Source organism: Pseudoalteromonas sp. NSLLW24 (genome assembly GCF_015864725.1).
GTDB lineage: Bacteria > Pseudomonadota > Gammaproteobacteria > Enterobacterales > Alteromonadaceae > Pseudoalteromonas > Pseudoalteromonas arctica.
On sequence record NZ_JADYWQ010000006.1, the window covers coordinates 207,184 to 226,003 of the forward strand.

Annotated in this window: 17 protein-coding genes; 4 read left to right on the forward strand and 13 right to left on the reverse strand. The window is 38.2% G+C overall.

The features are described 5' to 3' along the window. Positions 1-118: 118 nt before the first annotated feature. The 4 genes from I6E72_RS08570 to I6E72_RS08585 form a co-directional block, all read right to left on the reverse strand. Positions 119-1,525, reverse strand: a complete 1,407-nt coding sequence (locus I6E72_RS08570) for an alanine/glycine:cation symporter family protein (protein WP_076924661.1) — start codon at positions 1,523-1,525, stop codon at positions 119-121. 419 nt (positions 1,526-1,944) lie between these two features. Beyond that, positions 1,945-2,958: a patatin-like phospholipase family protein gene (locus I6E72_RS08575; RefSeq protein WP_169060517.1), complete on the reverse strand. Its 1,014-nt coding sequence runs from the start codon at positions 2,956-2,958 to the stop codon at positions 1,945-1,947. Positions 2,959-3,240: 282 nt separating this feature from the next. Next, positions 3,241-4,230 carry an LLM class flavin-dependent oxidoreductase gene (locus I6E72_RS08580; protein WP_007583209.1) on the reverse strand — a complete coding sequence of 330 codons (990 nt, stop codon included), beginning with the start codon at positions 4,228-4,230 and terminating at the stop codon, positions 3,241-3,243. 141 nt (positions 4,231-4,371) lie between these two features. Continuing rightward, entirely contained in the window at positions 4,372-5,115 is a 744-nt protein-coding gene (locus tag I6E72_RS08585; RefSeq protein ID WP_197111889.1) for a siderophore-interacting protein, read from the reverse strand. Positions 5,116-5,675: 560 nt separating this feature from the next. Between I6E72_RS08585 and I6E72_RS08590 the strand changes: the two genes are divergently transcribed. The 3 genes from I6E72_RS08590 (at position 5,676) to I6E72_RS08600 (ending at position 7,837) form a co-directional block, all read left to right on the forward strand. Then, positions 5,676-6,095, forward strand: coding sequence for a MarR family winged helix-turn-helix transcriptional regulator (locus I6E72_RS08590; RefSeq protein ID WP_007583213.1), 420 nt, complete (start codon positions 5,676-5,678; stop codon positions 6,093-6,095). A gap of 81 nt (positions 6,096-6,176) precedes the next feature. Further along, positions 6,177-6,590 (forward strand): S24 family peptidase, encoded by a 414-nt coding sequence (locus tag I6E72_RS08595; RefSeq protein WP_010552918.1) that lies wholly within the window; start codon positions 6,177-6,179, stop codon positions 6,588-6,590. After that, positions 6,578-7,837 carry a Y-family DNA polymerase gene (locus tag I6E72_RS08600; RefSeq protein WP_024591032.1) on the forward strand — a complete coding sequence of 420 codons (1,260 nt, stop codon included), beginning with the start codon at positions 6,578-6,580 and terminating at the stop codon, positions 7,835-7,837. The genes I6E72_RS08595 and I6E72_RS08600 overlap by 13 nt, the downstream gene beginning before the upstream one ends. Positions 7,838-7,857: 20 nt before the next feature. Here the strand turns inward: I6E72_RS08600 and I6E72_RS08605 are convergent, their stop codons facing one another. The 5 genes from I6E72_RS08605 to I6E72_RS08625 all read right to left on the reverse strand — a co-directional run bounded on the left by I6E72_RS08605 (position 7,858) and on the right by I6E72_RS08625 (position 10,055). Beyond that, positions 7,858-8,319 carry a hypothetical protein gene (locus I6E72_RS08605; protein ID WP_010552920.1) on the reverse strand — a complete coding sequence of 154 codons (462 nt, stop codon included), beginning with the start codon at positions 8,317-8,319 and terminating at the stop codon, positions 7,858-7,860. A 448-nt stretch (positions 8,320-8,767) separates the two neighbouring features. Further along, complete coding sequence (locus I6E72_RS08610) at positions 8,768-9,286, reverse strand: DUF4240 domain-containing protein (protein WP_007583221.1); 519 nt, start codon at positions 9,284-9,286, stop codon at positions 8,768-8,770. Next, positions 9,286-9,477, reverse strand: coding sequence for a YwbE family protein (locus I6E72_RS08615; protein WP_007583223.1), 192 nt, complete (start codon positions 9,475-9,477; stop codon positions 9,286-9,288). Before I6E72_RS08615 ends, I6E72_RS08610 begins: the two co-directional genes overlap by 1 nt. 68 nt (positions 9,478-9,545) lie before the next feature. Continuing rightward, positions 9,546-9,827, reverse strand: coding sequence for a hypothetical protein (locus tag I6E72_RS08620; protein WP_007583225.1), 282 nt, complete (start codon positions 9,825-9,827; stop codon positions 9,546-9,548). A 15-nt stretch (positions 9,828-9,842) separates the two neighbouring features. After that, on the reverse strand, positions 9,843-10,055 hold the full coding sequence (locus I6E72_RS08625) for a hypothetical protein (RefSeq protein WP_121954678.1): 213 nt from the start codon (positions 10,053-10,055) through the stop codon (positions 9,843-9,845). Positions 10,056-10,155: 100 nt separating this feature from the next. Between I6E72_RS08625 and I6E72_RS08630 the strand changes: the two genes are divergently transcribed. Further along, positions 10,156-10,965: an ion transporter gene (locus I6E72_RS08630; RefSeq protein ID WP_007583228.1), complete on the forward strand. Its 810-nt coding sequence runs from the start codon at positions 10,156-10,158 to the stop codon at positions 10,963-10,965. A gap of 87 nt (positions 10,966-11,052) precedes the next feature. Here the strand turns inward: I6E72_RS08630 and I6E72_RS08635 are convergent, their stop codons facing one another. The 4 genes from I6E72_RS08635 to I6E72_RS08650 form a co-directional block, all read right to left on the reverse strand. Next, complete coding sequence (locus I6E72_RS08635; RefSeq protein ID WP_197111891.1) at positions 11,053-12,177, reverse strand: DUF748 domain-containing protein; 1,125 nt, start codon at positions 12,175-12,177, stop codon at positions 11,053-11,055. Positions 12,178-12,528: 351 nt separating this feature from the next. Then, positions 12,529-14,418 (reverse strand): putative bifunctional diguanylate cyclase/phosphodiesterase, encoded by a 1,890-nt coding sequence (locus I6E72_RS08640; protein ID WP_231620518.1) that lies wholly within the window; start codon positions 14,416-14,418, stop codon positions 12,529-12,531. Between the two features lie 339 nt (positions 14,419-14,757). Continuing rightward, a complete protein-coding gene (gene asd, locus I6E72_RS08645) occupies positions 14,758-15,897 on the reverse strand; it encodes an aspartate-semialdehyde dehydrogenase (RefSeq protein ID WP_197111895.1) in 1,140 nt (379 codons plus the stop codon). A 220-nt stretch (positions 15,898-16,117) separates the two neighbouring features. Continuing rightward, positions 16,118-18,820 (reverse strand): TonB-dependent receptor domain-containing protein, encoded by a 2,703-nt coding sequence (locus I6E72_RS08650; protein WP_197111897.1) that lies wholly within the window; start codon positions 18,818-18,820, stop codon positions 16,118-16,120.

Genomic DNA, 18,820 nt, shown 5'->3' on the forward strand with positions numbered 1-18,820 from the left:
TTTTGGTTTTTTCAGTTATTTTTACAACACTGAAAGTGAATACTTATGCAAAATGAAAAGCGGCTTTATGTTGACATAAAACCGCTTTTTATAGTTAAGTGTGCTTAAAATACGTGAGTTAGTCCCAAATGCCGTCTTCGCATTTGCCCTGTACCTTTACATCTTTTACTTTAAATTCGGGCTCTAAACCTTTGTCTCTTTGTGCGTGGTAATCGCTCGTAACAGACAAAATAGTCGGCGTTAACAGTATAATAGCGATAACGTTAACCACTGTCATTAACCCTAAGGCAATATCGGCTAAATCCCAGACTTCTTTTAATGTGGCCGACGCGCCCCACAACATCATTGATAAATAAAGCAAAGTGTAAATGCCGCGCCCTACTTTGTTGTCGAGTTTAAATAAGTGCAAGTTGCTCTCTGCATAGGCGTAGTTTGCCACTACCGATGTAAAAGCAAATAAGGTAATAGCGGCTGCTACAAAGTAAACACCACCTTGTGCTAAGTGAGCAGTCATCGCGCTTTGTGTTAGACGAATGCCTTCCATTTCGCCGCTAATGTCTATATCGGCTAATAAAATGATCACCGCGGTACAGCTACACAGTACTATTGTATCGAAAAATACGCCTAGCATTTGTATGTAACCTTGCGTTACAGGGTGATTAGGAATTGGGCTGGCACTTGCTGAAGCATGCGGGACACTACCTGCACCGGCCTCATTAGAATATAAACCACGTTGAATACCGTTTTTAATGGCTGCGCCCATTGCACCCGCTCCGGCTTCTTGTAAACCAAACGCCGATAAAAATATATCTTTAAGCATGGCGGGTACTTGCGTGAAATTTATAATCGTAATAATAACGGCGGCAAGTACAAACACAATGCCCATTATTGGCACAACACGCTCTGCAAATCGGGCAATTGCTTTAAAGCCACCGAGTATAATTGAGCCGGCTAGTACGGTAATAACCAGGCCTGAATAAAATGTAGGAACTTCAAACGCGTAGTTAAGCGCGTCGGTAATTGTGTTAGTTTGCATTGCGCTAAACGTAAAGCCGTAACCTAAAAACAAACACGCAGCAAACACAATTGCGAATGCTCGGCTACCCAAACCTTGTTGAATATAATACGCAGGGCCGCCTCTAAATTCGCCGCCACTATCGCGCACTTTATATACTTGCCCAAGTACGCTTTCAGCAAAGCCTGTAGCCATACCCAATATGGCTATTACCCACATCCAAAATATAGCGCCGCTGCCACCAAGTGAAATTGCCACTGCCACACCGGCTAAATTACCGGTACCTACTCGTGCGCAAAGCCCTGTACACAACGCTTGAAATGACGAAATGTCGTCTTTTTTACATTTGCTACTTCCTTTTAAAAGGCTAAACATATGTTTAAATTTAAGTATTTGAATTGCTTTTAGTCGTACCGAAAACCATATACCTGTAAACAAAAGTATATAAATAAGTACCTGACCTTCTCCCCATAAAAGGTTGTTTACACTTTTGACGACGGTATCGAACATTACTAATCCCTTTTTATTTTATACTTTTACTTTATGTTAGCACCGACTTTAAACTCTGCATGTAGCGCTACTCAACTTTAAAACTCCGGCAGCTAATTATGCATTAAACATAATAGTGTTTAAGTTTGGCTTTACCCGATAGTGAAGTGTGTATTGGTGTTTAATAATCTGTAAGTAAGCACATTCAACATTGAATTTTATTTCTATAAATATGAATAATAAATCATACCTACACTTTATATTGATTAGTTAAAAAATCAATAATATCTTTTTAAGATTCAGTATTTTATTTTGCGCATAGGTGCGGGATGCAATAGTTTTTATTTTGATGCAGTAAGGTTTATATGAGGCGTAATGAGGATTAAGAATGGCAAAAAAATAGCGCATAAAGTTATGCGCTTTTTTGTAATTATATTTAATTAGTTATAGCTGTATTGTGTAGGTGCACTGTAATGGTTGTTGCTGTTAATCTGTAAATTTTGCATTGCTAAGTATGAGCGACCGGCATCTAAGCCTAATTTATGATCAAAACGTAAATCGTTATTTGAACTACCTAATAATTTGCTATGCAGTTTTTCGTCTGCAAAAATTTGTATTATTTCCACATCACTTGGTGGGTTTGCAATAAACTCAAGCTCATCTAAATACGCTTTCTCGTGCTGTATCAAGTAGTCCAATGTTTTTGGACAATAGCCTGATGCTATAGCAAATGATCTTAGCTTTTGTACCCATGCAGATTGCGCTTGAAAATTAGCGTCAACCGTTCTTATTACAACAATTTTACGAGCCCCTCGGTTGTAAGCTTCACGCACTGGTAATGGAGCGGCTAAACCGCCGTCTAGGTAAAAATCGCTCTGTACTTGCTCTTCAGCAAGGTGTATTTCGTTAGCTGCTTTTGCGTTTAACCAAGGGGTTAACTTTACACCCTGTTTGTATAAAAACGGGAGTGCGCTAGAAGCCTTTAACAAATCACGCCATTGACCACTCTCACCTGTTGGCGATAAATAATAAGCTTTTCTGTCTCGTGCGTTAGTGGCTGTTATAAGTAGTTCACGCTCACCTAAACTCGTTTTCGCTGTTTTGAAATCTATAGCTCTGTTTACTTCAGTGGTTTTGTCAAAGTACCAATCTAAATCAACTATATGCTTACCCACTAATCCGCGACCAAGCTGAAAAAAACGTTTGTTACGCGAAAGCCCTCTAATTAGGCGTTTGGCATAGCCTTTTTGACGCGCTAAGTAACTAGTTAAGTTTTGCGAACCTGCAGAGGTGCCAATGAATAAATCGAATGGGTCATATTCTTGCTCTAACCACGCATCAAGTACGCCAGCTGTGAAGATCCCTCGCTGCCCGCCACCTTCAGCAATCAGTGCAACTTTTGGTTGCGCTGTTTTGTTAACTGAATTAGCTGTTGCGCTATTTAGAGACTTCACGGTGAACCTACCTTTATTTAATGATGTTTGGTTTAATACATACATTATAAAAAATAAAAGTGATATCTTAAAATTGATTATTTAAATCAGTTCGATTGAAAAAACAGAACGGTATGTAAAGCAAAATATATACTAAAAATAGCAATCAAATTTACTTTGAATATTTAAATAACAAATACAGACATCACTTAAAGTTAATAAAATGAGTTAAAAAAGTTTAACTTTTGATGATGTCTGTATGTTAACAAGCCCAGAGTGTACGCTTGCTTAACTAACTATATTTTAGTGCTTTATTTCCATTAAAATTTCGAGTGCACGGTGGCGTTTTTCACTATCGAATACATCATTGGTAAATATAAACTCATCAACTTCTAGCTGTTTCGCTATCATCTCTAACTTGTGTTTAATACTTACATGTCCGCCTACTACGCTTAGACTTAAAAAGTTCTCTACATGAGCGCGTTCTTGTTCGCTCCATAACCCGTCCATGCTTTCAACAGGTGGTTTTAGCCACAGCTCGTTACCGCGTATCAGTTCGAGCACACGTTGCTTAGAAGTAGTCGACAAGTATTGCGCTTCATCGTCGGTGTCTGCTGCCACTAAAGGCAGTGCAAGCATGACGTATGGCTTATCAAGTACGCTTGATGCTTTAAATTCGCGCTTATACAACGCTATTGCGTCGTGCACGAAGCGCGGTGCAAAATGTCCTGCAAATACATACGGTAACCCTTTTTGCGCCGCTAGTTGCGCGCTAAATAAACTCGAGCCTAATAACCAAATAGGAACGTTTGTGTCCTCACCCGGTATAGCACGTATAGGGTGCGTACCGTTGTAAGGACCTAACAATGTTTGCAGCTCAGTTACTTCACCCGGGAAGTTTTCTGCACGGCTCATATCGTTGTTTAATGCACGACTCGTTACAGGGTCGCTGCCGGGGGCACGCCCTAGTCCTAAATCTATTCGCCCTGGATATAAGCTCTCTAACGTACCAAATTGTTCAGCAACAACTAATGGGGAGTGGTTTGGCAGCATAATACCGCCCGATCCAACGCGTATCTTTTTGGTATTACCTGCAATGTGTCCAACCAAAATAGAAGTGGCAGCACAAATTATTCCTGGCATATTATGATGCTCAGCAAGCCAAAAACGGTTAAAGCCAAGTTCATCTGCACGTTGGGCGTATTTAGTACTTTTATGAAGAGTGTTAGTAACGCTGTCCCCTTTGATCATGGGGGCAAGTTCTAATAACGAAAAAGGAATGGAATTTAACAAAATAGCAGCTCCTAAAAATGCATGCTAATAATGGATTACATCATTAGCATAAAACACTTAAATGGGTCTGCTATTAGGTCAATTCAAGTTACGCAGAGGTATTAAAGCAAAATAGGTATATGTTATTTTGCTCTAAGGTATTCAGGCAAGCTGTGCATCACGTTGGCGCTGCTTTTTATAGCCTTCTGAATCTACGCCTTTTTTCCAATAACCTGAGGAAACAATATTACTGCGCGGTATATTAAATTGCTCTGTTAGCAGTGTTTTTGCCCTACGTACAAGCCCAGCTTCCAATGCCATAAATACAATGGGAGGCTCTGCTGTAATGTGCAAATTTTGAAGCGCGCTAAGTAGCACTTCGTCAGCGTTGTCGGTAACAAGCCAATTAACATCGCGGCTTGTTTCTAAATCAATAATGTCTTTTTCGGTGGGTACATGTACAAAGGCATCAATTTTTGAAAATAAAGGTAATTGCTGCGCATACCCTTTTATTGCATTTACCGATGTTAAATCGCCTAGTAATACATAATGCGAATGCTCATAATTATCTAGCTTTTTAGGGCCTGGGCCTGCAATACCTAGCTCATCACCTACTTTTGCAGTTTTAGCCCAGTCAGTTGCCGGACCTTGGTGCATATTTATAACAAAATCAAGCGTTAGCGCGCCTGTTTGTGCATCTACATGCCTTATTGTATATGACCGTATACAGGCTGTTTTTAAGTTAAAATCTGCTTCACCATTTTTTGGGAACAGTACTTTTACATAGTTACCAATGTGCTGTGAGGTTAAGTCTTTAAAATCATCAGAGCCTACAATAATACGCTGTAGGTGGGGTGTGATTTGCTGTGTACTTAATACGTTGGCTTTGCGAACTTGTTTACTCATGTATTACCTCGTTTTACAAAACTTAGACTTTAATTCCAACCTGCATAAATCTTTGATCAATTTAACGAATTAAATTGCACTATAACGTTGTTAAAATTTTTATTTAGAACGACTAGGGTCTGTTGATCTTTCAAGATTAAATTTGCAGCAGCCTGTTTGGTATTTAGGCAAGGCAGAGACTATGCAGTGTGGTTATTCCCCATAAATGGGCGATAACGTAGCATTAATGCCAAACAGGCGCTGCCCAAAGGGTTCTTCCTAGGGGCTACTTACTCTTTGTTGCTCGGTTTTTACTTAGCCCACTAGGTTACAAATCTCGCGCCGCGATTAAATAGCCCCTAGTTTGAACAAATTTTAATCCGCAAAGAACAACAGACCCTAGATACAAAAGTTTTTGCCTAGTTCTAGCGTAATTTTCTTAACGTTAAATAGACCCCATATATAAGCAGATTGGTATAATAATTGGCTGCTATAAAAAGCAGGTATTGCACAACGCCCCATTGGTTGATAAAATCAACTATAGCAAATTAATTGACTTTGTCAACTATATTGAGAGTTCTATGAATACACCTTTATCAAATACGCTGTTTGAACTAATGCAAAATTACCGTGTCACAATTCGTGAAGCAATTAACGCAGGCGAACTGGGTATTAATGCTATGCACGTACGCTGCATACATATTATCGCGAACGTAAATAACTGTACGGCTAACGATATTGTTACTAAAACGCAGCGCGATAAAGCGCAAATAGCACGTTTAATTAAAGATCTTATTGGCTTAAATTTAATTAATAAACAGGCGAGTGAGCACGATAAACGCTGCTTTATTTTGTCGCTCACAGAGCAAGGTAAAGTTCTTTTTGATAAGTTATTAGCATCAGAGCAGAAAATAAATAATCAAATGTGTAAAAACTTAAATCCTCAACAAATCAAAGACTTTTTAGATACCGCACAACAAATGATCAAAAACATGGATTGATCAGTTATACATTTCTTGGCATAACTTACACAAAACGCATATACTGTACACTTATACAGTATATGCGTTTTAGGTTGTGTTATGTTTGTCATTCCCATTTATATAGAAGCAGGCGTGTGTGGTTTTGAATCCCCCGCAGCGCAGTACACCGAGCTAGGTGTAACCCTTGATGAGCTTTTAATAAAGCATCCAGATGCTACGTTTATTGGTATTGCATCGGGTAACTCTATGCAAGAAGTCGGAATTTTTGAAGGGGACTTATTAGTAATCGACCGTGCAGAGCCTGCAGAAAATGGTGACGTTATTGTTGCTAACTTAAATGGTCTTTTTGTATGCAAACTACTTGATAAAACCAATGCACGGCTGCTTTCAGCTTCTTCTTTACATAAGCCTGTACAACTAACCTCTGCAGACGAATTTCAGCTAGAAGGCGTAGTAACGCTATCAATAAGAATGCACAGGCAAAGCCCAGAGTTACTAAAATGTATGCCTTAGTTGATGCTGTGTCGTTTTATGCCAGTGCCGAAAAAGTATTCGACCCTGCTATTCGCTCCAAACCCGTGGTTGTACTTACCAATAACGATGGCTGTGTATGCGCTATTTGCCCTATTGCTCGGCGCTTAAATATTCCTAAATTTGGCCCGTACTTTAAAGTTAAGCATTTGCTTGAGCAAAACAACGTTGTTATTCGCTCTAGCAATTACGAGCTTTATGCTGATTTAAGCGACAAGATGATGAATATTATTGGCCGCTTTTGCGATACACAGCACATATACAGTATTGATGAATCGTTTTTGCACTTTAATGGCTACACATCGTTAATTAAAGACTGGCATGAATACGGCCATACAATAAGGCGCACAGTATGGCGCGAAACAAAACTTCCTGTAGGTGTTGGTTTTGGCCCGACCCCTACTTTAGCAAAAGCCGCTAACCACGCCGCTAAAAAGCTCAGTGGTTTTAATGGCGTAGCAGTAATAAATAGCGAGCAAACTCGCCAAGCTATTTTACAAAGAATGAGCTGCGAAGATGTGTGGGGAATAGGCCGGCGACTAGCTAAAAAGCTTAAAATAATGAATATACACACCGCTTGGGATCTTGCTCAGCAAAACCCTAAAGCAATGCGCCGTGCATTTAGTGTGGTTGTTGAACGTACAGTAAGCGAACTTAACGGGATAACATGTTTAAACTGGGATGATGTACGACAAGATAAGCGAGAGATTTATTCGACCCGTAGTTTTGGAGAGCGCATATGCGAGCCAACAGCACTTAAAACAGCGCTAATTAACCATGTAACCACAGTGGCTAATAAACTAAGAGCGCAACGCTCGCTTACTCACCAGCTTTATATTTTTGCAGCCAGTGGCGCGCACGAAAACAGATATTATAAAAAGTCGTTTGTGTATAAGTTCCCCTCACCCACTAACGACACCTGCGTGATGGCTAATGCTGTATCTGAGGTATTTAATAATATTTACCAACCGGGGATCCGATTTTATAAGTGTGGTGTGGGCGCGGTAGAGCTAATATCAGAACAGTTTCAGCAAAATGACTTATTTAATAAGAGCCCTGATAATCCAAAGCTTATGCAATGCCTAGATACAATTAACAATCGATACGGAAAAGGGATGCTCAGCCTTGCAAGCAGTAAATTAAATGACCGATGGCACATGAACCGTGATTTTTTATCGCCGCAGTACACTACGCGTTGGCGCGATATCCCTAAAATATACTGCGAATGATTTACTACTTACTAGATGCTTTATTTGCTCTCGTCTGCTTTTTTAAATGTGCACTCTACACTAGGTTCGCTTAATGTATATTTTAGTGTGTTATCAGCTAAAAACTTGATACTTTGACTGATTGTTTTTTCGTTTGCAGGGTTTTCACAACGGCTCATTCTTAAACCGTTTTCAAGGCCATCACTTTTATATTTAAGCGTACTGGTTATAAAACAAAAGTTTGGTTTTTTAATAGTGCGAGTACCATTGTGGAGCGATCCAAATACAATTTGTTCTCCAAGTTTAAAACCTGCACTTAAATCACTTTCGTCTGTCAAACTCAAATCGCTATTAACGCATAACCCTGAATTGGTCGACACAACTTCGTATGCCCCCAGTTTTGACTTTAAAAACGGTATAAATCGTGTTTTATTACTCGGCTCAGAAAAAGCATTTGCACTTGTAAAAGCGACAGTTAATAAAGCGAGTGTTAAATATTTCATTTCGTGGGTGTATCCTCGTGAGTCAGCGTGTTAAATAATAGCAAAATGCCTAATCACTTAGCTTTTATAACTTTTAACAACTATAACAGAGATTTACTATAAAAGGAGAGAAGTCGTATTACAGGAGCGAGCGCGTGAGTAGGACGCGGAAGCTTTGCTCGGTTTTTACTTATTCTTACATGGATGTAAGCCATTAGAATAACCCAGGAGCAGTTGTCGAGCCCACTAGTTTACAAATTTCGCGCCGCGATTAAATCCTTCTTGGATTGAACAAATTCAACCACCAAAGGTAAACATGCCCTAGATACTCATTACGAACCATTTTGTTGTTAAGCACTTTATTTAATACGTACTTAAACAACAAAACGATTTATACCAATGCGCTTAATTGTAAGGGTAAATTGAACTCATTAGATTGTTTAACTAGTTATACGAATTGGTATTTATTTTATTGCCAGTACTTTGCAAATAATAAAGGGTAGCTTTGCTTTAAAAACTTAGGTTTGTCTTTAAAACGTTTACCTTTGGGTTCATCACTGCCAGATGGGATAAACGGCAATTCGTCTTCGTTACGTTCTTCAAATAATAAACCGGCTATTAAGTCGTACTCATCAATGTACGGATAAGGCTGCTCGTTTAAGTAATAAACAGGTGTACACTGCGCTATAGAATCAGCATTTTCTAAGGCGTTTTCGAATACTGTTTTACCGCGCGAAATTAACCAACATCTAAATTCGCTAAAGCCGTAATCGTCGTTACATCCGGCCATCACAAAGGCGGCACCAAACAAATCCCAGGTAAAACACTTGCGCATATGTATGCCAAAATGCTTATCAAAATCAATAAGGTGCTGATCGCTTAAATCATTAAGTTTAGTTTTTAGGTTATCGCTCACACTTTGCGGATCGAGCCCTAAATCAGGCGTTGTTACTAATTCCCAAAAAGCCTGTTCTGTTAACGCTGCCATTATAAAATCTCTTTTACTCGGCCAACTTGACCATCTTCTAAACGTACTTTAATGCCGTGTGGGTGATTTGGTGATTTTGTTAAAAGGCGCTCAACAACACCCTCAGTTAATGTGCCGCTGCGTTGATCTTCTTTTAATACAATATTTACTGTGGTACCTGGTGATATTTGCGAACGCGTAGGAACAGCCATAATTTAAACCCTAAAAATAATTTATCTAATTATAACGTCCATGTGCTATCAAACCAACAAAAGCTCTGTTAATTGGCGGAAAATGAAATATGTGCTGGTTTTGCGTTCAACTTAATACTCGTAAGCTCTTTGAGTATTATATTTGTTAATTCGTTAAGTTGCGGTTTTGCACTTTCAAGGGCTATATCATCATTAAAATAGCACTGTACTTTTAACGTATTGGCCTCGTTATTTAAATCAATGGTATGCGTTAGATAATCAAAACCAATTACGCTTTCTTTTATTGCCTCGCATGCATTAGTAAGTGCTAGTCGAATGTGCTTATCGCGCTGCTTTTGAGTTTTAGTCATAAATATAAAGGTTACTTATTTAGTCTGGGCTTGTTGCTGTTTTTTAAACTCTTCGTAGTTAGAGTCTTGTTTATCTAGGCATTCGTAATATTCTTTGTCGGCTTTATAGTTACACTCATCAAGGCGCGCCGATTGAACTTCATGAAAACGCGCGTCAGAGCTACAACCAGCTAAAACACATAATCCAACAATAAGTAATGCGCTACTTTTTAGTTTATTGATAAACATTAAATTTCCTTACACTTTCTATATCGAAAAAGCGTTAAATTATTACAATATTATTGTATATTAGCGCCATAAAATCTTAATCTCCAAAGGATCTATTTCTATGATGTCGCAGTTACAAAAGTTGTTTCAGCGTATAGACAAAAGCAAGATATTTCAATCATTTGTTATAGCTGTAATTATTGTTTCTGCCCTGACAGTCGGTGCGCACACTTACTCACTACATCCTACCGTAGAGCTTGCTCTAAATTGGATGGACGTTGGCATTACCGCATTCTTTTTAATTGAGCTAGTAATCCGCTTTATTGCAAGTAAAGGCATAAAACACTTTTTTTCTAAAGGATGGAATATATTCGACACCATCATAGTATTGGGCAGTTTATATCCTGCTGCTGGTTCTACTATGTTAATTGCTCGTTTACTGCGCATATTTAGAGTACTGCGATTGGTATCGATGATCCCAGAGCTGCGCTTATTGGTTAACTCATTGCTTAAAGCCATTCCGCAAATGGGTTATATAGCCCTATTAATGTTTGTTATTTTTTATATATACGCTGCAATGGGCAGCATGATGTTTGCGGAAATAAACCCCGTACTTTGGCAAGACGTATCAATCTCAATGCTTACCTTGTTTAGGGTGGCGACGTTTGAAGATTGGACCGACATAATGTACGAAACAATGGCGGTGTACGAATTAAGCTGGATTTATTACCTTACGTTTATATTTTTAACCGCATTTGTATTTTTAAATATGATGGTAGGTGCCATTTTAGAAGTTATGAGTGAGGAGCACCGCAAAGCGCGAGAAGAGCTCGCAGACGACAGCTCATTACCTGCAACGCAAGGGCAAGTAAACGAACTACAATCCCAAATTGCTGAGCTTAAAGAGCTATTGAGTAACCGCAAAAACTAATCTGATAAGAGTACTAAAGCACCCACTTAAAGTTTAAAAAGTGGGTGCAATTTAAAGATCTAATTGAAATAGAATTACCAAAGAGCTTTAATTTTCCTCGTTATCAGGTTTTTCATCCGTATCTTCAAAAGAAATAACGTTATCTACTTTCATTTTAAACGCATCAAAAAAAGCATTTTTTAAAACCGAAGTAACTGCTTGGAAAGTCGAAACATCCGCATTGTCTAATTGCCCTTCTATAGGAATGCGTGCAGCAACAAGTTTAGACTCATTGTTTTCGAGGATAGAGCCGAGTAAATCAACACTGCCTTCAAATATGGCCGTAAATATGCCGTCGTCATCTTTTTCTATATCTTCGCGCCACGAGAACACACTCAAGTTTTGAACGCCCGCTTTTACATAACCATTTAAGTTATTGTCTTTAGCTACAAGTTCCATAGCGCCATCAATGCCACCCGCTTCAATATCAAAAGGCGTGTATACCTTAAATACAGTATCGAGGTTTTTAACAGAGAAACGCTGTACCTCTGCGTTAAAATCAAAATTGGCTTGTTTGCTAAAGGGATCTAATTTGCCATCAAGCTTTAATCCGGCCTCCCCCATTAATGCACCTTCTACGCTTAGAGTAGTCACTAGTGTTTTTGATAGGTTTTGCGCGTTGGTTATATTTTCAATTCGAGCGTTAATATTTGATATAAAAGTGGGTTTTTCACCACTATTAGTTGAGTTAACTAAAGTTAATTTGCCTTGCTCAATTGTTAAGGTATCAATAGAGAACAGTACTAAATTATTGGCGAGCCCTACCCAGGTAGTTTCGTCTTTTACTTGTTTATTTTGCTCAGAAGCATTGGGGTCTTTATCGTAAATAACTATTTCAGGACGCGTAAAGGCCATGTTTGTTACTAAATTGCCCTTTAAAAGGGCTGACCACGCAAGTGAAAAATCGAGAGTTTGAATACTCAGTAAAGGCTTAGGGGCTGAAGTTGCATCAACAGCGTAAATTTCAACGTCGTCAATTGCGTAGGCACCGCGATATAAAAACAAATCTACATCACCAATATGTCCCGTAACACCTTGCGTATGCTTTAACTGATAATTTACGTAATACTGAACGACATAAGGCGCGGCTATTCTGGCAATAATAAGGACTAATAAAGTAACCGCTAATGAGTTAAACCATTTGCTATGAAATAAATTAGAAACCGAGCTCATTGTAATTTCCTTTACTTAATACTTTCAAATGAGCATTTTAAACATGTAAGAATTACGCAAAATTGTAATAACACTACGTAGATCGCATTTAAAATACATCGTTGGTAGCCTCATTGTAGCTAAACAGGCTAATCTACGTATTAAGAGCAAAGGTTATACCACTTTAAGAGTGAACGATGAATATGAAGATTCAAAAGTACGAGTAGGGAAATATTCTAAGGTAGTAAAATGCAATATAGATTTTAAGTTTTTCTGAAAAAATGATGTAAATCCAGTATTTAAAATAAGACATTGCTGCAAAATGTAATTTATACAGCAATGCTTAATTGAATATAAAGCGAGTGTATCCCTTTAACTTATAAGTGAAAATGCTTGATCAAATCTAACTGGTTTACTGAATATAAAACCTTGATACTTATCAATTTGTAAGCTTTGTAATAACGTTAACTGAGCTGGACTTTCTACGCCCTCAGCTATTACTTGGCATCCAATCATATGCGACATGTTAGTTACCGCAGATACAATACTTTTATCTTTTGAGCATTCACAAATGTTATCAATATAAGATTTGTCTATTTTAATGTAATCAACTGATAGCTCTTTTAAAACCGATATAGAAGAAAACCCAGTACCAAAGTCATCAATAGAGATACGCACACCGGTATTTTTTATGGCCGTAATCACTTTTGACAAATACGGTAAATTTTTGATCATGACTGTTTCTGTTATCTCTAAATGCACATTGTATGGTTTGACTGCGTACCTACTTAAAAGCGCAACTAAAAAATCTAAAAAGTTATGGTTTTCTAGTTGCAGCACCGACACATTAATCGACAATCCAATCTTACTATTCACAGCGTTTAACTTACTTAAACTCGCGATGGCTTGTTCTAGTACAAATTCACCTAATATATTAATTTTTCCATATCGCTCTGCAATATCTATAAATTCTGAAGGGGGGATAAATTCATCATTAAACTGCCAACGAAGTAGTACTTCAAACGTGGTTATTTCATTTGTACTTATATCAACAATAGGTTGATAACACAGATGAAAGTCACCTTTTTCTACGCACTCTTTAATTGAGCTACGAAGTACTTCTTCTCTTTTAAGCGATTCATGCATTCGCTCGTCAAATACTGATATTTCATTACGGCTTTTCTTACCTTCATACATAGCAACATCAGCGTATTTAATCGCGTCTTCAAGGTTAAAATTTTCACGCGTAAAATACAGCCCAACCTTAAAAGAAGGGTTTACTTGATAGCTATCCATGCTTACTGTTTTCGTTAAAGTTTTAACTAATCTAAAAACACAGTCAAAAAGTTCGTCTTCGGTGTTACTACGAGAATAAAAAATAAACTCATCCCCTCCCCAACGACAAGCAATAAAATCGCCCTGAGTTTGTGTTTCAACTAATCGTTTACCTGTTTGGGCCAGAACAAAGTCACCAAAATCGTGACCGTATTTATCGTTGATGATTTTAAAGTCATCCATATCTAAAAATAAAACGGCTTTAATATCATCATTTTGATTGGCTAAATCAAGTTCAACATTAGAAACAAAGCTCCCCCTGTTAAACAATTTAGTTAAATTATCTTTTTGCTCTAAAAGGATTATTTGTTCGGTACGAAGTTGCACTTCGTTTTCTAAGTTTTCAATAAATTGATCTAACTTAAGTTCATTATTAATTGATGACTTTACATCTTTAGCAGAACGTACAGCGGTAACAAAACACAAAATAAACCATAAAACGAGCCCTAAAATACCTAGTACATTCTCATCTTCAATAGGCTGTAAAAGTAATAAAATACTAAAAGGAACCAGTAAACAGGTTATATACGACAAGGAGGAACGAATATCAGAAGCTAAAACATTTACACCGCCACCAGCAAGGGAGCTAAAAACAACGAGTGATACAAACTTCTCCTGCATTGGCATATTTTCATAAAACAAAATGGGGAAAGCAGCCCATGTTAAAGTCGTTAATAATAAACCTATAAAATACAGATGATATTTAAAAGCATGGGTGTTGTTAACAAATACATGGCTGGCTATTCGAAGTAATGAAATAAATGATAACGTAAAAAGCCAGTAAAGTTTTTCTTGCGAGGCGCTGTGGTTAATACTGCTAAAAATAAGAAAACAAGAAACAACCGTGTTTATAGCAATTGCAGAACTAAAATAGGAGCTAACAAATGCTAATCGCTTATTGGCAAAGTTATTTATATGAGAGGTCATTAATGTTACTTGAATAGGCTGTTGCACAATGTAAACAGTTTACTTAAGTTCAATAATAAACAACAGTGAACATTCATAAAAAAGTATTGTTTAAGCCTCTTAAGCGGTTTTATAAGCCATTAAACTAAAAAGGGCTGGCAAATTGCCAACCCCTTTTGTTAATACTGATTATATATTATACCAATTCGCTTAATTAAGTGATCTATTTTGAGGGAAGAAAAATCGTGTCGATAACAAGGCAAAGATTTCGTTATTTAGTTGTTCTATATCAGAAATATTTAACGTAGTTAGCGTCAGATTTAACCCCTCAAATTGATTAAGTATTATTGCGAATTGGTATTACTCACCATCAACAATTATGCGTAGCATACGACGAAGTGGCTCTGCCGCTCCCCATAAAAGCTGATCGCCTACTGTAAATGCGCTAATGTATTTAGGACCCATCGCAAGTTTACGGATACGGCCAACAGGAATGCTTAGAGTACCTGTTACTTTAACAGGTGTTAAGTCTGTTGCGCTAATTTCGCGCTCGTTCGGAATAACTTTAACCCACTCATTATGAGACGCTAAAATTTCTTCAATTTTTTCTACGCTAAGATCTTCACGTAACTTAATGGTCATTGCTTGTGAATGACAACGCATAGCGCCAATACGTACACATAAACCGTCAATAGGCACTGGTTGCTTTGAAGAACCTAAAATTTTGTTCGCTTCAACTTGCGCTTTCCATTCTTCTTTAGACTGACCGCTTGGCATAGGTACGTCAATCCACGGGATTAAACTGCCCGCTAATGGCACACCAAATTGGTCTTGTGGTAAGTCTTTTGACGCCATTGTTTCACTTACTATTTTATCAATTTCTAAAATAGCAGAGCTTGGGTTATCTAGTTTATCTGCAACACTTGCATGAATAGCGCCCATTTGTGCAATAAGCTCTTTCATATTTCGTGCACCAGCGCCCGACGCCGCTTGGTAAGTCATTGGGCTAACCCATTCAATTAGGTCTTGCTCAAACAAGCCGCCTAAAGCAAGTAGCATTAGTGATACAGTACAGTTACCGCCTACAAAGGTTTTTACGCCTTGCGCTAAACCTTGTTCAATAACGTCTTTGTTTACAGGATCTAGCACTATTATGCTGTCCTCACTCATACGCAGAGCTGAAGCTGCATCAATCCAGTAACCATCCCAACCCGACTCTCGAAGTTTTGGATATACCGCATTGGTGTAATTGCCGCCTTGGCAAGTAACAATAATATCCATTTTAGCAAGTTCGCTAATGTCACTTGCATCTAGTAATGGTTTTGCGTCGCCTGCTATATCTGGGCCTAGTTGACCCGTTTGTGAGGTGGTGAAAAAGGTGGTGTCGATCAGTGCAAAATCACTTTGCTGCTGCATACGTTCTAATAACACAGAGCCAACCATGCCACGCCAACCGACTAATCCTACTTTTTTCATTGTTTGTTCCACTGTTTGATTCATAAAAGATGCCTTAATACATTAAAAATTAAATTCATTGCGTGAGATTTAATTTTCATTAACGCTAAACTAACACTCGTAGACGGCTAAAACTAGCGAATAAAACAGAACTTAAATATTTTTCATACTGAGCATAAACACAAAAAAGCTCTGTATTAAAATACAGAGCTAATAGATAGTGAAGTTTATTATTTCATTCCTTGAGTTTTATTTTAAATAAAGCTTAAAACTCATAGCTATAACTTAAACTAAACTCAGTGCCGGTGTCTTGTCCCCAAAGGGTAAGACCTTCTTGTTCAATTTCTTTTTCTTGGCCAAGCATATTCTTAACCTTAAAATTAACTTTAGAGTTAAAGTTAGGGAAGTAAGAATAAACTAAATCAACTGAGTGGAACGACTTTTCTTCTGCATCTTCATTACCACGTGTACCAGGTACAATTATACGAGGACCAAACACATTATAAATTAATGAAGTAGAATGAAATCCATCATCCGAGTCATAGCCCATTTGTAAGTTTGCAACCCACTCAGAATGACCAACTAAACGACGCTCATTGTTAGTTACAATATTCGATACTGTATCGGCCTCAAGGGCTTCTTTAAGCTGTGTTTCAAACAGTGAGTCAACACCGTCTGAATCATTAATTCCCAAATTAACACTTGAGTCAGATAGCGTAACGTTGCCTGACAAAAATGCTGAAGACCAATCTTTATTTATAAAGCCAAAGTCAGTTAAAAAATCAACTTCAATACCCGACAATTTACCCGACTGAGCATTTGCTGTTAATAACTGTGGAGATGCTCCCCCTACGCCCGCAAGCTCAACCATTTCAATTGGGTTTTCAATGTCTTTATAAAACAATGCAACAGAAAGATTATTACCTGATGGCATATACCATTCAAACCTAAAATCAACATTTTTTAAATTAGAACTTTGTAAACTAGGAGATCCTCTCACCAAAAACTCAGTTAACGGGTCAACAAAGAAAGAAGAGCTTACATCACGTAGATCAGGGCGAATGGTTGTTTCACTTAAATTTAAGCGAAATTGCATTTCTTCATCCATGATGTACGTAATAGCTAAAGAAGGAAAAAAGTTATCTTCATTAATAGCTACATCTTGGATTTCTTGTAGCGTATTTTCAAAGAAATTAGTATGCGCTTCATAACCGACTGATACTTGCGAAAAATCTTCCCATCGAACGCCACCAGTAAAACGCCAAGTGTTTTGATAGAAGTAATCCGCCATAAAATAATAAGCATCTAATTTATGCGCTGCACTGTACTTATCACCATCAGTGGTACCGTCATCAAAAATACCTGAGCCAGTTACACTTGCATAAAAAGCGTCATTCGCCGTGTTTTCATCAGCAAAAATATCGCTTACGTTAGAACCGAACGAGTACTCATCGCTTATACCACGGTGCGTAATGCCAAACTTCACATTACTTGCATCACGTTTTTTCTCTGAAAAATCGCCGCCTATTTTTAACTCAAGCTCATAGCCGTCACCATAAAAAGGCATACCCATATTCCAACCAAATGTTTCAACATCGTCGTGTAATACTTGATACTCACGGGTGATATTTGTTGCAGCTACATCTTGCAGTTGTTCAGATTCAAGCACGCCATCAACTAAGTTTTGCTGATAAACAACATCTAAACCACCTGGTGCATTACGGTTTGCTCGACTTAAACCGCCATACCAATCAAAAAATAAATTATTTAGCTCTGCAAAGTTGTGCGTCCCCTTAAGCTGAGTCGAAAACATTTCGCGCTCTTCGTACGTAATATCTACTCGGCGTAATTCGGTGACACCTTCTTCGGTTTCATTTGCATCAAAGTAATCGCGGTTACGTACGCGGTCACTCATGTCATGAAGTGCAATATTAGTAAGCTCAAACTTATGGTTTGAATTTAACTCATATCCTAAATTTAATGTGCCGCTCCAACGTACATTTTGCTCAGTCGATGTACCATCGTAATACTGGGCAAAACATTTGTCTTCACAGCCTAAGCTACCAAGGCTTGAGCCGCTTTGCTCTTGAACTACTTCCCACTCGTTATCGTAAGATACGGCTGCAAGCACACCAAAAGTACCGACCTCACTTTCAAATCTATCACCTAAGGCAATAGAGAAGTTCATGGCAGGGTCAACATCCTTTTCTGAAATACCTACATCCCAATCAAGCGATTGAATCAGGTTTTTACGCTCAGCTAACGTAGTGTTTATATTGCCCTCAAGACCAGCATCACTGGTAAGCGCAGTAGTAAACACATCCGATAATGCTCGCGAACCATCATCTCGACCCATCCAGTCATCATCACCGCCACTGTAAAAGTAACCGGTATCGCTATTAGAAGTATTGTACGATGTACCCACTTGTACTTTTAATAAAAAGTCAGAAGGAATTGATTTAGTGCGAATATTTACATTACCTCCACCAAAATGCGCTGGCATATCCGGTGAAAATGACTTTTGTACACTCAAGCTTTCAATAATTTCAGATGGAAATAAATCCAAAGGAACCACTGAGCGAGTAGGATCAGGACTTGGTACATACATGCTATTTAGCTGAGTACTAGAATAGCGTTCACCTAAACCACGCACATAAATAAATTTGCCATCGACTAACGTTAAACCAGTAACACGACGAAGTGCAGAGGCGGCATCGCCATCACCAGTACGTGATATTTGGTCTGCACCCATAATATCAGCAACAAACGCTTGGTTTTGACGTTCTTGCAGTACAGCACCCGCACTGCCCTTTAATCGTTGCCCTACAGCAACAACTTCTTCTATTTCTTGCTCTTCTACTTGCTGCTCAGCAGCCGTGGCTGTATTTACTGATAAACCAAGTAACGCAGCCATTACAGCGTAGTTTAACTTTGATAAAGCAAGTGTAGAGGGTTTAAAAGATTTCAT

Bases quoted from the DNA above. Each gene is read 5' to 3' on its own strand.
- I6E72_RS08570 (WP_076924661.1), bottom strand. From the start codon at position 1,525: ATGTTCGATACCGTCGTCAAAAGTGTAAACAACCTTTTATGGGGAGAA.
- I6E72_RS08585 (WP_197111889.1), bottom strand. From the start codon at position 5,115: ATGAGTAAACAAGTTCGCAAAGCCAACGTATTAAGTACACAGCAAATC.
- I6E72_RS08590 (WP_007583213.1), top strand. From the start codon at position 5,676: ATGAATACACCTTTATCAAATACGCTGTTTGAACTAATGCAAAATTAC.
- I6E72_RS08595 (WP_010552918.1), top strand. From the start codon at position 6,177: ATGTTTGTCATTCCCATTTATATAGAAGCAGGCGTGTGTGGTTTTGAA.
- I6E72_RS08600 (WP_024591032.1), top strand. From the start codon at position 6,578: ATGTATGCCTTAGTTGATGCTGTGTCGTTTTATGCCAGTGCCGAAAAA.
- I6E72_RS08605 (WP_010552920.1), bottom strand. From the start codon at position 8,319: ATGAAATATTTAACACTCGCTTTATTAACTGTCGCTTTTACAAGTGCA.
- I6E72_RS08610 (WP_007583221.1), bottom strand. From the start codon at position 9,286: ATGGCAGCGTTAACAGAACAGGCTTTTTGGGAATTAGTAACAACGCCT.
- I6E72_RS08615 (WP_007583223.1), bottom strand. From the start codon at position 9,477: ATGGCTGTTCCTACGCGTTCGCAAATATCACCAGGTACCACAGTAAAT.
- I6E72_RS08620 (WP_007583225.1), bottom strand. From the start codon at position 9,827: ATGACTAAAACTCAAAAGCAGCGCGATAAGCACATTCGACTAGCACTT.
- I6E72_RS08625 (WP_121954678.1), bottom strand. From the start codon at position 10,055: ATGTTTATCAATAAACTAAAAAGTAGCGCATTACTTATTGTTGGATTA.
- I6E72_RS08630 (WP_007583228.1), top strand. From the start codon at position 10,156: ATGATGTCGCAGTTACAAAAGTTGTTTCAGCGTATAGACAAAAGCAAG.
- I6E72_RS08635 (WP_197111891.1), bottom strand. From the start codon at position 12,177: ATGAGCTCGGTTTCTAATTTATTTCATAGCAAATGGTTTAACTCATTA.
- I6E72_RS08640 (WP_231620518.1), bottom strand. From the start codon at position 14,418: ATGACCTCTCATATAAATAACTTTGCCAATAAGCGATTAGCATTTGTT.
- asd (WP_197111895.1), bottom strand. From the start codon at position 15,897: ATGAATCAAACAGTGGAACAAACAATGAAAAAAGTAGGATTAGTCGGT.
- I6E72_RS08650 (WP_197111897.1), bottom strand. From the start codon at position 18,820: ATGAAATCTTTTAAACCCTCTACACTTGCTTTATCAAAGTTAAACTAC.